Here is a 12,390-nt window from a genome sequence, read left to right on the forward strand (position 1 = left end):
GGAGCTCGTGTGGTGGTGGTTGATCAGTGGTGGGTTCGTTAGCGTTCGGTGCCGTGGTTTGGTTGGGGTGGTTTGGGGGTGTAGGGGCGTGGGGTGTTGCTGTTGGGTAGTGGGTTTTGGCGGGTGGGTGGCTGTCTTGGTGCGGTGGAGGCGGTGGAGCTTTTCGTGGTGGTTGTTTGTCGGGTGTGTGGTGGTGTGATGATGCTGAGGAGGGGGTGGGGTGTGGAGTAGGAGTTTGTGTTGCCGTTGCGGTCGGTGTGGTCGATGATGGTGGGGCCGCGGTCTTTGCGGTGGGTGATTAGTAGGTCGGTGTTGGTCAGGGTGGTGCTGGTGGTGGCGAGCCGGTGGGTTGTTTGGGCGTTTTCGATGCACCGGCAGGTGCGGGTGCGTTTGGGGCTGGTGGTGAAGGTGGTGGTGATGGCTGTGGGTGGGGTGTAGCGGGCGGTGGGGTCGCCCTGGGAGCGGGGCCCGGCCCATCGGTCCCTCGCGCCTTCGAGGCACATGTGCTCGGGGGTGTCTACCGCCACGATGGTCACCCGCGTGTAGCGGGCGGCTTCGAGCTCACGAATCAGACGGGGCCCCTTGTTCTTTCCGATCAGGGTGCCTTCGATCTTGACGTCGAATCGCTCACTGAGCAGGTCGCTGCGGGCGAGGTCGGCGGCGCTGGTGGATAGGGGGTGGACGAGGGTGGCCAGTTCGCTGCGGGTTATGGGGCGGGCGTCGGCCAGGGGGGTGGGGGCGTGGGTGGTGATGAGAGTGTCCCAGTGGGTGCGGGCCTGGGCCAGTAGTTCGGGGTTGACGTCCAGGCCGGGCACGGGGTTGCCCAGGAGGAGTTGTTTGATGTCGTCGGCGTCGATGGTGGTGTAGCCGTCCTCCTCCACCCCCACCTGTTTGGAGCGCTCTGGTCCCAGGACCTTGCGGGCGGTGGCCACGGCCTGGGAGTTACCGGCCCCTGGGGACCCGGCCATGATGATCGCACGGCCCCCGCGTGAGCCGTGCTCCCCGGCCCGAGCCCGGTAGGCGTTGGAGATAGCGTCTTGCAGCTGGTGCCAGAACGAACCCCGGGTGGGTTTGCGGGGCAGGGTGTGGTCTGGTTTCAGGCGGTCGATGATGGCCTGGATCTGGGTGGCGGTGGCCTCCACAACCTCCGGCGCCGGGGTGTTCCCGGGGTGCCGGGTTGGGGGTGTCACTGGGGCCTCCAGTCCTCATCCCAGGGCATGGGATCGTCGGGCGGCTTAGGCATCGGATCAGTAATCGCCTCCAGCTCGTCGTACTCCTGATCGCTTAGATATCCTTTCATTCCGAGGCGATATACGTCGTCCCAGGAGCCGCGCTCGTAGTCGTCGTAGTCGCGGATGCGGCCGAAGGTGTAGGGCCAGGTGCGTAGCCGGTCCATCATCTCCTGGCTGCTGATCTGCCCCAGGAAGCGCCGGAAGATCAGCTCCTCCGGGGTTTCGGGACGCACCGGCTCACCCCGCTCCATCATGCGCTTGACGGTCAGGACGAAGCGTTCCTCCTCCCCGGTGCGCTCAGCCACCTGCTGGGGGGTCAGTCCCTGCCGCAGCAGCCGCTCGAACTGCCGATCACTGTCAATCAACGCCAGAACCCCGGCCGCGCGCTCCCGCATCTCCTCGATTGTGAATCGTGAGTTCTTCACCCAGGACAGATCCTCCGGCACCGGACCCGAACCCGGGCCGGGCATGTCCCCGGGCGGCTCGGCCCGCCCGGGTTGGGGCGAGGACGTCGACTCACCATCACTCATAATCAGGACCTCCCGACCCGGACGCTACACGAAAACGATGCTGTGACCCTACCGACACCACCCGGACCCGTCAACACCGGGCAGGCGGTCGATGATGGCCTGGATCTGGGTGGCGGTGGCCTCCACAACCTCCGGCGCCGGGGTGTTCCCGGTGTGCCGGGTTGGGGGTGTCACTGGGGCCTCCAGTCCTCATCCCAGGGCATGGGATCGTCGGGCGGCTTAGGCATCGGATCAGTGATCGCCCGCAACTCGTGGTACTCCTGATCGGATAAGTACCCAAATGAGCTCAGGCCGTCGACGTCGTCCCAGGAGCCGCGCTCGTAGTCGTCGTAGTCGCGGATGCGGCCGAAGGTGTAGGGCCAGGTGCGTAGCCGGTCCATCATCTCCTGGCTGCTGATCTGCCCCAGGAAGCGCCGGAAGATCAGCTCCTCCGGGGTTTCGGGACGCACCGGCTCACCCCGCTCCATCTGCTGGCCCACGTGGGCCACGAACCTGGGTTCGGAGCCGGTGCGTTCAATCACCTGCTGGGGGGTCAGTCCCTGCCGCAGCAGCCGCTGAATCTCCCGATCACGATCAAACCGTGCCAGAACCTCTGATGCGGTCTCTCGCATCTCCTCGATTGTGAATCGTGAGTTCTTCACTCAGGACAGATCCTCCGGCACCGGTCCCGAACCCGGGCCGGGCATGTCCCCGGCCCGCCCGGGCTGGGGCGAGGACGTCGACTCACCATCACTCATAATCAGGACCTCCCGACCCGGACGCTACACGAAAACGATGGGGCTTGCCCCTGTTTTGTGGACACGGGGGTTTGGTTCATGCGGCGTGTTCCACGCGTAGTGGCTGGCGTCGCGGGTGTGTAGTGGTTGTCGTAGGTGTTCGGGGGCAGGTTGTCGCAGTAAGAATGCCTGCGGACGGTGTGAACTGCACAGTCATGGAGCAGGCGGAGACGATGTGAGTGGAGTCGGTGGACCCAGGATCGAGTTGGGCTTGTACGTCGCCGGGTCGGGGAACGCACGACGCTTGGAGCGCGCTGGCCGGGCGGGATGCCCGGGGCCGAAGCTCGTGGTCACTTTAGGACCCGGCCGGCAGTGGAGGCCGAGGCCCAGAACAACCCGTTGTAGGAGCCTCGGCGGGGCCAGGCGACGGTGAGAGAAGTCCTTCTCACCGAAAGTCTCGAAGGCGTCCACAATTCGCCACAGGCCTCGCACGGCATCAGGGAATTGACAGCGGCGCCAGGCCGGGCGTCGGCCAGTCCTACCCCGTTCTGGCGCCGTGCCCCGGCGCCGGTAGCGTCGCTCGGCCAGTCCCAGGACCCCCGCAGGCCTTGGCCACGGTCCAGCCCTGACCGGTGGCGTAATCCACCAGCCCCCGAAAGCCCCTGTTTGACGGGTGCATCCACCCGGGCGGGGACCGGGGCACCGGGCATCCCACCGAGCCCCCTTTTTTCTCCAGCACCACCAACTTCACCGCCTGCTGGGTCACCGTACGGGTCAAGCGGTCGATCTCGGCCCTGGCCTGCTCAAGCTCGACATCACGAGCCGACTTGCCAGACGAACCCGCACCCCCAGGCCGCAGGCGCGTCCAAGGCGCCTTGCCTGGCGACCTGCCGCAGCCTCACGATCGTAGGGGCGGTCCACTCCGGCCTCGGTCGCAGCCGCCCCCACCGTGACCTCCTCTCGCATCAGCCTTACGTAGATCTCATACTTCTGCCAAGGCGACAAGAACACCTTGGCCCGACGCCCCCAACCCCTCGTCGTGTCAGCATCACTGCTCATCGCGCACCCTCCTCAAGGTGTCACGAAGACCCTACCCATGCGGTCTGATCCTCAGCTCAAAACCGGACACGAACGCTGAAGCAAATCACGGCTCGCGGCTTGTCGGCCTCCAGCTGCCTGATCCGCTCAGCATCCTCGCTCGTAGTTCCCGGCCGGGCGCCCGCGTCAACCTCGGCCTTGTGTGTCCCAGGTACGCAGCGCCTCGGGGCAGGGCACCCAGCTCATCGGCGATCCTCGAGGTCCGCCCCCTTAGACCTCTCCGGGTCCCTACAGGCCCCTGCACGCCCCATCCGGGTAGCCCACTCCCGCGACCCTCTCCGGGATACTCCCACAGGTACCACTCCCGACAGTGATCCTTCCGTACATTCACCGCCTCCATCAAACCCGGTCCAGTTCAGGCAGACCGTCCCTGCCTGGTTACACTCGCACTCATGATCGATCTGCGTGAGCTTCGGGAGAACCCCGAGCCCTTCCGTGCCAGCCAGCGTGCCCGCGGGGCCGACGTCGCCCTCGTCGACCGCATCATTGAGGCGGACCAGACGCGTCGTACCAGCCTGGCCGCCTTCGAGTCCCTGCGCGCCGAGCAGAAAACGGTCTCCCGGTCGGTCGGCAAGGCCGCCAACCCGCAGGAGCGCGAGGCCGCCCTGCGCGGCGCCAAGGAGCTGGCCGAGCAGGTCCGCCAGGCGCAGGCGGCCGCCGACGACGCCGCCACCACCCTGGAGGAGCTCGCCTCCCAGTTCCAGAATCTCATCGAGGGGGCGCCGGCCGGCGGTGAGGAGGACTACGTGGTTTTGCGTCACGAGGGCCCCGCCCCGCGCGACTTCGCCGCGGAGGGCTTCGAGCCGGCCGATCACCTGGCTCTGGGTGAGGGCCTGGACATCATCGACACGCGCCGCGGCGCCAAGGTCTCCGGTGCTCGCTTCTACTTCCTCAAGGGCTGGGGCATGCGCCTGGAACTGGCGCTGATGAATGCCGCCCTGGACAGGGCCGTTGCGCACGGCTTCATCCCCATGATCACCCCCACCCTAGTCACCCCGCAGGTGATGGGCGGCACCGGCTTCCTCGGCGCCCACAGTGACGAGATCTACTACCTGCCCGCCGACGACCTGTACCTGACCGGCACCTCCGAGGTCGCCCTGGCCGGCTACCACACCGATGAGATCATCGACCTGTCCGCCGGACCCAAGCGGTACATGGGCTGGTCCACCTGCTATCGGCGCGAGGCGGGCGCCGCCGGCAAGGACACCCGCGGCATCATCCGCGTGCATCAGTTCAACAAGGCGGAGATGTTCTCCTACTGCCGCCCGGAGGACGCCGCGGAGGAGCACGCCCGGCTGCTGGCCATGGAGGAGGAGATGCTGGCCCTGGTGGGGTTGCCCTACCGGGTGATCGACACCGCCGCCGGCGACCTGGGTTCCTCCGCGGCCCGCAAGTTCGACTGTGAGGCCTGGCTGCCGACCCAGAATCGCTGGATGGAGGTCACCTCCACCTCCAACTGCACCACCTTCCAGGCGCGGCGCCTGTCTATCCGGGAGCGCCGCGACGGCAAGACCGCCCCGGTGGCCACGCTCAACGGCACCCTGGCCACCACCCGCTGGATGGTTGCCATCCTGGAGAACCAGCAGCGCGCGGACGGGAGCGTCGTCGTGCCCGAGGGACTGCGCCCCTACCTGGGTGGCCTTGAGGTCATCGAGCCGGTCGCCTGACGGTATGGACAGGGAAACGCCCACCCCGCCCCAGCCCGACCGAAAGACCCCCAGGCGTGGCGACGGCGTCGCCCTGGTCGGGTCGGCCGCCTGGAACTCCCAGACGGTCGGCGTCTACGGGCCCGGATACGACCGCACGCTGTCCCACGACGACTACCACGCGCTGGTGCGTGCCCGCATGGCCGACCTGGACCGCCTGGAGGCCGACGGCGGGAGCGGCCGGGCCCGCATGCTCCCGGATGAGCGGCTGGTGGTGGCCCTGGACGTGGACGGCACCATCCTGGACCTGGACGGTCGTGTTTCCGAACGCGTCATGGCCTCGATCGCCCGCATGCGTCACCGCGGCGTGCAGGTGGTGATCGCCACCGGGCGCGGCATCACAGCCGCCCTGCCGGTAGCCCGACGCCTGGGGATGACCGACGGGTGGATGGTCTGCGCCAATGGCGCCATCACGCTGCGCCTGGATCCGGCCTTCCCGGGTGGCTATGAGATCGTCGACTCGCGCACCTTCAACCCGTCCAGCGCCATCGACGCGCTGCTGGAGGCGGTGCCGGACGGAATCATCGCCGTGGAAGACCTGGGGGCGGGCTTCCGGGTGTCCCGGCCCTTCCCCGACGGCGAGTTGATGGAGAAGCAGACGGTGGTCCCTCTGGAGGAGCTGCGCCGTGGGGAGGTGACTCGGGTGGTGCTGCGGGCGCCGGGCATGCCGGTGGAGGAGTTCAGTGCCGTGGTCGCTCGGGCCGCCCTGCACTCGGTGGAGTATGCGGTCGGCTGGACGGCGTGGCTCGACGTCGCCCCGCAGGGAATCACCAAGGCCTCCGCGCTGGAGGCGCTCGTTGGTCGGCTCGGAACGGATTCCGAACACGCCATTGCCGTGGGTGACGGCACAAACGACGTCGAGATGCTGCGTTGGGCGGGCGTCGGGGCGGTAATGGGGTCGGCGCCACAGTGGGTTAAAGAACAGGGGGATCTTGTTACCGATACGGTATGGCACGATGGTTGTGCGGCCGTACTGGACGCCGTAGTGGAGAGAACCCGGAGGAGCACATGAAACGGTCGTGGATCACCCGACGGCGTGCCGCCGCCAAGGTCGCGGCCCCGGCTGCGGCGGCGTTCCTGGCGCTGACGGGAGGTCTGGCCGCCTGCTCGGCCGACCACCCCGATCCCACCGGCTCGGCCGCACAGCCCTGCGCTGATCTGGCCGGCGTCGAGTTCCCCGAGGGTACGACCGTCACCATCGCCACCGCGTTCACCGGGACGGAGGCGGAACGCTTCGAGGCCTCCCTGGAACAGTTCGAGGAGTGCACCGGCATCGACGTCGTCCACTCCGGCTCGGACGAGTTGGAGGTGTTGCTGCGGCGGTCCATGGAACAGCCCGGGTCCGAGGAAGGGGTTGCGGACCTTCCGGACCTGGCGGTGGTCCCTCAGCCGGGTCTGGTGGGCGACCTGGCGCGTTCCGGCATGTTGGTGGCGCTGCCGGACTCTGTCGGCGCCAATATTGAGCTTGGCTGGGACCGCAACTGGCTGGAGGCCGGCTCGGTGAACGGCGTCCTGTACGCCGCCCCGCTGATGGCCTCGGTGAAGTCCTTCATCTGGTACTCCCCGGCCGCCTTCGCGCAGGCCGACTACCAGGTTCCCACCACCTGGGATGAGCTGGTGGCGTTGACTGAGCGCATTGCCGCGGACAATGCCGGTGACCCTGTGGATGAGGACGCCGCGGCGGAAGGCGCCGCGGAGGAAGGCGCCGCGACCGACAAGACGCCGGGTGCCACCCCCTGGTGCCTGGGTGTGGCCGATGGCGATTCCAGCGGTTGGCCCGTAAGCGACTGGCTGGAGGAAACTCTGCTGGCCACGCGCGGCGTCGGCGCATACGACGCCTGGGCGAATCACGCCGTCGCCCTCGACGACGTCTCGGCCGTGGGCGCCTTGGACACGGTCGGTGAGCTGCTGCTGACCGATGGGCATGTGCCCGGCGGGGGCGAGGGCGCCGGAGCCGTGACCGTGGAGGAGGCTGCCGAGCAGTTGCTGGGTGGGTCGTGCTATATGCTGCACGCCTCCTCCGGCTATGAGAACCTATTGCCCGAGGGTGCGACGGTGGTCAGCGCCGACGGCGGAATGGGTGCCGCCACTGGCACCGCCTCCGGTACACGGGCTAGTGGTTCGGCCGTTCCTCAAAGTGGTGCCGAGCCGTCAGCCACCGCCTCCCAGGCGTCGTCGCAGGGTGCTGTCTCCGCTTTCCTCGTGCCGGGGGCGGCCGATGACGATGCGGGTTCGCCGGTGATAGTTGGCGGGGACTTCCTGGTGGATCTGGCTGCCGTATCACCCAAGACGACTGCGGGCAACGACGAGCAGGGTGGTCCTGATCCCGAGGCCGTCGAGGCGGTTATGACCTATTTGACCAGCCCCGAGTGGGCGCAGAGGCGAGTTGACCTTGGAGGTGTGGCCACCGCCAACCGGAGTGTGGATGCCTCGAAGTTGCGTTCGGATGTGGCTCGGCGCGCCACTGTGCTGCTGCAATCGCGTCAATCCGTGATTCGTTTCGACGCCTCGGATTCGATGCCGTCAACCGTGGGCACGGAGGCGTTGTGGAGCGCCTTGAGCCGATGGACTAATGGTGAACTGGACTCCAAGGAGGCGTTGGGCGTGGCGGAGGCCGCCTGGCCCGAGTGAGCGACTCTTCCGGTTCGAGCGTGTCTTCGCCGAGTTCGGTAGATATAACCATCGAGTTCGGTAGATATGACGATCGAGTTCGGTAGATATGACGATCGAGTTCGGTAGATATGACGAACGAGTTCGGTTGGTGGGGCCGGCGTGGTGGGGGGAAGTGTCCAGAATCGGCACGAACGAGGATCCCCCGGCCGACGCCGCCCACCAGATCCGCATGATTCCAACGAATCCGAGGGCGTGCGCTGGGCGGGACGGGGTGTTTGCGCCGAATCCGGACACTTTGGCTCTTAGGTGCTGGTCTACCGTCCTGGTGTGGTGAGCAGGCCGCGGTACCGCGCCAAGTGGCTGGAGGGGTTCGCCTACCGTCCCGGTGTGGTGGGCAGGCCAGGGCGTCTGGTCGCCGACCGGGCCCCCTTGTCCGATCGACTTGGACGTCGTTGGCAATGAAACGGGCCCGTGTCCCGGCCGGTCCCACAGCCCGGCCGGGCGCGTGTCTCGGCCGGGCCGGCAGATCAGCCGGGCGCGTGGCTCAGCCGGGCCGGCTGCTGATCACGTTCGCGGCCTGCGGCATCTTGACTGTCGACCGCGGGTGGCAACCGTCCAAGGTAATCGCACTGGCCTGATTCAGCACCCCGCACCCGGACCGCCTGGCTGCGGTTGGACCGCCTGAAACGCACTCTCAGACGGTCCAAGCGCAGGAGCCCGGTCCATCCGCAGAAGCGCGGTCCAAGTACGAGGCCGGGACCCTGCCGGCCCCACGCCCACCCACTACACCGTTAAACCGGAAGAGCCCGTAAACGGCGCATTTGTCCATAACCTGGACACTTCCTCCGATCCGCCAACCCAACAGACCGAACTCGATGGTTATAGCAGCCGATCTCGACACGCATACATCAAACCGGAAGAGGCTTAGAACTTCTCGTAATGCACGTCCTCCCACGTCAGGTCGGCGTCCGTGTAAGGCGGCTTGTGCTCGCCCTTCTCGCCAACAGCCACGAGGTTTAGTACCGTGAATCCCGAGGGCACGCCCAATAGGTCGCGGATCTCCTTGTCGGAGGTGTCATGACGGCCCGTACGGTTCCGGATCTGCACCCAGCACGCGCCCAGGCCGTACTGCTCGGCGGCAAGCAGCACATACACCGAGGCAATAGCTCCGTCTTCGATCCAGAACTCGGCCTGACGGCTGTCTGCGGTGTGAACCAGAGTTACGATCACCGCGGCCGCCCCCTCCACCTGAGACCCGCCGAGGGTTTTGCAGGCGCCGACCCGCCGAATCATGTCCGGATCCCTCACCACGACGAACTCCACCGCATCGTGTCCGAAGGAACTCGGGGCCGTCATTGCCACACGCATGATCTCCCGAATCACCTCGTCGTCTACAGGCCCGCCTCGGTAGCGGCGTATGGACCTACGCCTGCGGGTAAGTTCGAACAGCTCGTTTTCCATGGTACGTCTCGCCTCTCTCGGTGGGCCGGGAGCGGTCCCCGGCCTGCGTTCCGCACCTACGGTCTACACTTGAGACCATGGTCTAAGGCAAGGTTCAGGAGGTGCTCCATGGGAGATGGTAAGACCTATACGGTGAAGGAAGTGTCCGCGCGGACGGGCATGCCAGAGACGACTCTGCGGTACTACGGCAGGCGTGGACTGCTTGACTTCGTGGCACGGAATGCGGCGGGCGTGCGCACGTTCACGGAGAGTGATTTTGAGGCTCTTTTTATTATCCACACGCTAAAAGAGACGGGCATGTCTCTCGCTAGCATTAAACACTTTATGGATCTGTATTTTGAGGGCGATTCGACAATAACGGAACGTCTTCGAATGTATGAGGATCAGCGTCGAAAGACGCGCATGAAGATAGCTGCGCTGAAGGGTGCGCTCGAGATCCTGGAGTATAAGTGCTGGTACATGCAGGAGGCCGAGAGGCGTGGTGATGCATGGTGGTTCAGGCAACTTTCGGAGCGAGACGTGCCTCAACGGGTTCGTGATTTCTATGCAAAGGTGGGTGGCTACGCGCACGAATCGGCGCAGGGATGAGAGCGTATGTAATTGGTGGGTCACTACGGTTACGGACCCGGGCGGACAGTTCTTGGCTTAGCGGCTCTTCAGGCTTGGAGTGTGGTGGGGTGGGTAGTGTGGGCGTTGGCGTGGTTGGGATCCGGCATGCCTGGGCCACGGCCGAGTTGATCGCGTGGGCATCCAGGCGTCGGGCAGTAGGCCGAGTCGGTAACCAGACGCACTGGCTTGCCCTGGAATCATGCGGGTCTGGCGGGTGGCATAGGGTACGGTCGTGCCGTTTGTTCCGATTCTGGATTTCCGGCTCTTCCGGTCGAGGCCGTGTTTGCCGAGTTCGGTAGATATAACCATCGAGTTCGGTAGATATGACCATCGAGTTCGGTTGGTGGGGCCGGCGGGGCGGAGGAAGTGTCCAGAATCGGGGTGGTGGGGCGCCCCTGGGGGGGGACAACCTTGGGGTGGTTTCAGTGGTTTTGATGTCGTGCCGCCTTGGTGGCGGCAGCCCAATGTGCCGTTGCTTGGTGGGTGTGGGCTGTTGGCGTGTTCATTGGCGTGTGCCAGATGCCCAATCGTGGGAGTGCTGGGTGACGAACCGAAAGTGGAACGTACGAACTGTCTGGCCCTGTACCCGGGGTCGGTGGCACCCATAGACCCCCGGCGATGGTGTGCAAGACGGCCGTTCATGTCGAAAACCAGCACCTCACGCCGGAGAGTACGGGCCACCGGAACAGCAACGCCCAGACCGCCCTCAAACACCAGAGCAGCCCTCAGACACCGGGGCCGCCCGATCTTGCGGGTGCCACGCCCGTCGACGGCGACAGGCCGTCCTCAAACACAGGAACAGCGTCCGGACACGGCAGACCGCGCTCGAATGACCTGTTTCAGCGTTAATGTCCGCTTGGGGCGGTTGGATCAGACATCATCGTGGTCTTCTTGGTTGGTTTGATTGTCTCGTTGTTTGCGGTTGTAGGCAAGGCGCTGCTGAGCGGCCCGTTTCAGGCCTTCCTGGCGGGCCTTGCGGATGGCCGGCCCGCGCCCGGTGTGCTCGTCCAGGGGTGTGACGTAGCCGATTCCGGAGTGCAAGCGCTGGCTGTTGTACTCGGTGCGCACAGAGTCGAGTTCGGCCCTCAGGACAGCGGGATCGGTGATTGCCAGCAGGTGAGGCCACTCGGCCTTGAGTGTTCCGTTGAGGGACTCGACCCCGGGCCTGGTCGGCCGCGTGTCGCCGGCCGTCCGAAGTGCTGGGCGATGGCGACCATGGCCATGAACCTGCGGGTGTTGGCAGCAATCATCTGGGAGCCGTTGTCGGACACCGCCAACAGGATCGGGGTCAGTTCATCGTCTCCGTCAAGCGTCAGCTGGCGCTTCAGGGCCTGGGCTCGTTCCAGGGCGGCCTCGAGCAGGCCTTCGGCGTCCAGGGCCTGCTCGAAGGCGAGGCGGACCTGGTGGTGGGTCTCCTCGCTGGAGACCACATGGGTGATCCACTTGCGTGAGACCAGATCCTCGATGATCAGCACAGTCATGCCGCAGGCGGTGAAGTGAGTGGAGTCGTAGATCCAGATCGAGTTGGGCTTGTACGTCGCCCAGTCGGGGAACGGACGACGCTTGGAGCGCGCTGGCCGGGCGGGATGCCTGAACCGAAGCTCGTGGTCATTCAGGACCCTGCGGACGGTGGAGGCCGACGCCCAGAACAACCCGTTGTAGGAGCCTCGGTGAGCCAGGCGACGGTGAGAGAAGTCCTTCTCACCGAAAGTCTCGAAGGCGTCCACAATCGCCTCGATCTCGCACGGCATCAGGGCATTGACAGCGGCGCCAGGCCGGGCGTCGGCCAGTCCTACCCCGTTCTGGCGCCGTTTCCAGCGCCGGTAGCGTCGCTCGGCCAGTCCCAGGACCTCACAGGCCTTAGCCACGGTCCAGCCCTGACCGGTGGCGTAGTCCACCAGCTCCAAAAGCCCCTGTTTGACGGGCGCATCCACCCGGGCGGGGACCGGGGCACCGGGCATCAGACCGAGCCCCCTTTTTTCTCCAGCACCACCAACTTCACCGCCTGCTCCGTCACCGTACGGGTCAAGCGGTCGATCTCGGCCCTGGCCTGCTCAAGCTCGACATCACGAGCCGACTTGCCAGACGAACCCGGACGCGAAGCCGACAACGCGTCCAAGGCGCCTTGCCTGGCGACCTGCCGCAGCCTCACGATCGTGGAGCGGTCCACTCCGGCCTCGGTCGCAGCCGCCCCCACCGTGACCTCCTCTCGCATCAGCCTTACGTAGATCTCATACTTCTGCGAAGGCGACAAGAACACCTTGGCCCGACGCCCAGAACCCCTCGTCGTGTCAGCATCACTGCTCATCGCGCACCCTCCTCAAGGTGTCACGAAGACCCTACCCATGCGGTCTGATCCTCAGCCCAAAACCGGACACGAACGCTGAAGCAAATCATCGAACACGGGACGGCGCCTTCGAACGCC

The 12,390-nt window shown here is 66.0% G+C and carries 13 protein-coding genes; 4 read left to right on the forward strand and 9 right to left on the reverse strand.

The window, feature by feature from the left end:
* Nucleotides 1–38 precede the first annotated feature (38 nt).
* The 5 genes from CWT10_RS01040 to CWT10_RS16930 all read right to left on the reverse strand — a co-directional run bounded on the left by CWT10_RS01040 (nt 39) and on the right by CWT10_RS16930 (nt 3,537).
* Nucleotides 39–1,190, reverse strand: coding sequence for a DEAD/DEAH box helicase family protein (locus CWT10_RS01040; protein WP_128683200.1), 1,152 nt, complete (start codon nt 1,188–1,190; stop codon nt 39–41).
* Nucleotides 1,187–1,762 (reverse strand): hypothetical protein, encoded by a 576-nt coding sequence (locus CWT10_RS01045; protein WP_103062940.1) that lies wholly within the window; start codon nt 1,760–1,762, stop codon nt 1,187–1,189. The genes CWT10_RS01040 and CWT10_RS01045 overlap by 4 nt, the downstream gene beginning before the upstream one ends.
* A 48-nt stretch (nt 1,763–1,810) precedes the next feature.
* The gene (locus CWT10_RS17605) at nt 1,811–1,936 is read right to left on the reverse strand and encodes a hypothetical protein (RefSeq protein ID WP_269843759.1); all 126 of its coding nucleotides are present in this window, start codon (nt 1,934–1,936) and stop codon (nt 1,811–1,813) included.
* Complete coding sequence (locus CWT10_RS01050) at nt 1,933–2,403, reverse strand: hypothetical protein (protein ID WP_103062941.1); 471 nt, start codon at nt 2,401–2,403, stop codon at nt 1,933–1,935. The genes CWT10_RS17605 and CWT10_RS01050 overlap by 4 nt, the downstream gene beginning before the upstream one ends.
* 849 nt (nt 2,404–3,252) lie before the next feature.
* Nucleotides 3,253–3,537: a hypothetical protein gene (locus tag CWT10_RS16930; protein ID WP_174721925.1), complete on the reverse strand. Its 285-nt coding sequence runs from the start codon at nt 3,535–3,537 to the stop codon at nt 3,253–3,255.
* Between the two features lie 431 nt (nt 3,538–3,968).
* Here CWT10_RS16930 and serS point away from each other — a divergent pair, with 431 nt between their 5' ends.
* From serS to CWT10_RS01070, 3 genes are read left to right on the forward strand one after another with little or no spacing between them, the layout of a single operon-like run.
* Nucleotides 3,969–5,243 carry a serine--tRNA ligase gene (gene serS / locus CWT10_RS01060; protein WP_103062942.1) on the forward strand — a complete coding sequence of 425 codons (1,275 nt, stop codon included), beginning with the start codon at nt 3,969–3,971 and terminating at the stop codon, nt 5,241–5,243.
* A 4-nt stretch (nt 5,244–5,247) separates the two neighbouring features.
* A complete protein-coding gene (locus CWT10_RS01065; protein ID WP_103062943.1) occupies nt 5,248–6,294 on the forward strand; it encodes an HAD family hydrolase in 1,047 nt (348 codons plus the stop codon).
* Nucleotides 6,291–7,913 (forward strand): ABC transporter substrate-binding protein, encoded by a 1,623-nt coding sequence (locus CWT10_RS01070; protein WP_103062944.1) that lies wholly within the window; start codon nt 6,291–6,293, stop codon nt 7,911–7,913. Before CWT10_RS01065 ends, CWT10_RS01070 begins: the two co-directional genes overlap by 4 nt.
* Before the next feature lie 906 nt (nt 7,914–8,819).
* On the opposite strand, the gene CWT10_RS01075 is transcribed toward CWT10_RS01070, so the two are convergent.
* Nucleotides 8,820–9,356, reverse strand: a complete 537-nt coding sequence (locus CWT10_RS01075; protein WP_103062945.1) for a nitroreductase family protein — start codon at nt 9,354–9,356, stop codon at nt 8,820–8,822.
* Nucleotides 9,357–9,464: 108 nt separating this feature from the next.
* Here CWT10_RS01075 and CWT10_RS01080 point away from each other — a divergent pair, with 108 nt between their 5' ends.
* Nucleotides 9,465–9,944: a MerR family transcriptional regulator gene (locus CWT10_RS01080; RefSeq protein ID WP_103062946.1), complete on the forward strand. Its 480-nt coding sequence runs from the start codon at nt 9,465–9,467 to the stop codon at nt 9,942–9,944.
* 891 nt (nt 9,945–10,835) lie between these two features.
* Here the strand turns inward: CWT10_RS01080 and CWT10_RS17000 are convergent.
* From CWT10_RS17000 to CWT10_RS17205, 3 genes are read right to left on the reverse strand one after another with little or no spacing between them, the layout of a single operon-like run.
* On the reverse strand, nt 10,836–11,081 hold the full coding sequence (locus CWT10_RS17000) for an integrase core domain-containing protein (RefSeq protein WP_218937333.1): 246 nt from the start codon (nt 11,079–11,081) through the stop codon (nt 10,836–10,838).
* Entirely contained in the window at nt 11,051–11,926 is an 876-nt protein-coding gene (locus CWT10_RS17005; protein WP_244936754.1) for a DDE-type integrase/transposase/recombinase, read from the reverse strand. Before CWT10_RS17005 ends, CWT10_RS17000 begins: the two co-directional genes overlap by 31 nt.
* Nucleotides 11,926–12,273 carry a hypothetical protein gene (locus tag CWT10_RS17205; RefSeq protein WP_128683201.1) on the reverse strand — a complete coding sequence of 116 codons (348 nt, stop codon included), beginning with the start codon at nt 12,271–12,273 and terminating at the stop codon, nt 11,926–11,928. Before CWT10_RS17205 ends, CWT10_RS17005 begins: the two co-directional genes overlap by 1 nt.
* Between the last annotated feature and the right edge of the window lie 117 nt (nt 12,274–12,390).

This window comes from Actinomyces qiguomingii (assembly GCF_004102025.1).
Classification (GTDB): Bacteria; Actinomycetota; Actinomycetes; order Actinomycetales; family Actinomycetaceae; genus Actinomyces; species Actinomyces qiguomingii.

Excerpts from the sequence above, each read along its gene's own strand:
- CWT10_RS01045 (WP_103062940.1), bottom strand. The coding sequence starts at position 1,762 with ATGAGTGATGGTGAGTCGACGTCCTCGCCCCAACCCGGGCGGGCCGAG.
- CWT10_RS16930 (WP_174721925.1), bottom strand. The coding sequence starts at position 3,537 with ATGAGCAGTGATGCTGACACGACGAGGGGTTGGGGGCGTCGGGCCAAG.
- serS (WP_103062942.1), top strand. The coding sequence starts at position 3,969 with ATGATCGATCTGCGTGAGCTTCGGGAGAACCCCGAGCCCTTCCGTGCC.
- CWT10_RS01065 (WP_103062943.1), top strand. The coding sequence starts at position 5,248 with ATGGACAGGGAAACGCCCACCCCGCCCCAGCCCGACCGAAAGACCCCC.
- CWT10_RS01070 (WP_103062944.1), top strand. The coding sequence starts at position 6,291 with ATGAAACGGTCGTGGATCACCCGACGGCGTGCCGCCGCCAAGGTCGCG.
- CWT10_RS01075 (WP_103062945.1), bottom strand. The coding sequence starts at position 9,356 with ATGGAAAACGAGCTGTTCGAACTTACCCGCAGGCGTAGGTCCATACGC.
- CWT10_RS01080 (WP_103062946.1), top strand. The coding sequence starts at position 9,465 with ATGGGAGATGGTAAGACCTATACGGTGAAGGAAGTGTCCGCGCGGACG.
- CWT10_RS17005 (WP_244936754.1), bottom strand. The coding sequence starts at position 11,926 with ATGCCCGGTGCCCCGGTCCCCGCCCGGGTGGATGCGCCCGTCAAACAG.
- CWT10_RS17205 (WP_128683201.1), bottom strand. The coding sequence starts at position 12,273 with ATGAGCAGTGATGCTGACACGACGAGGGGTTCTGGGCGTCGGGCCAAG.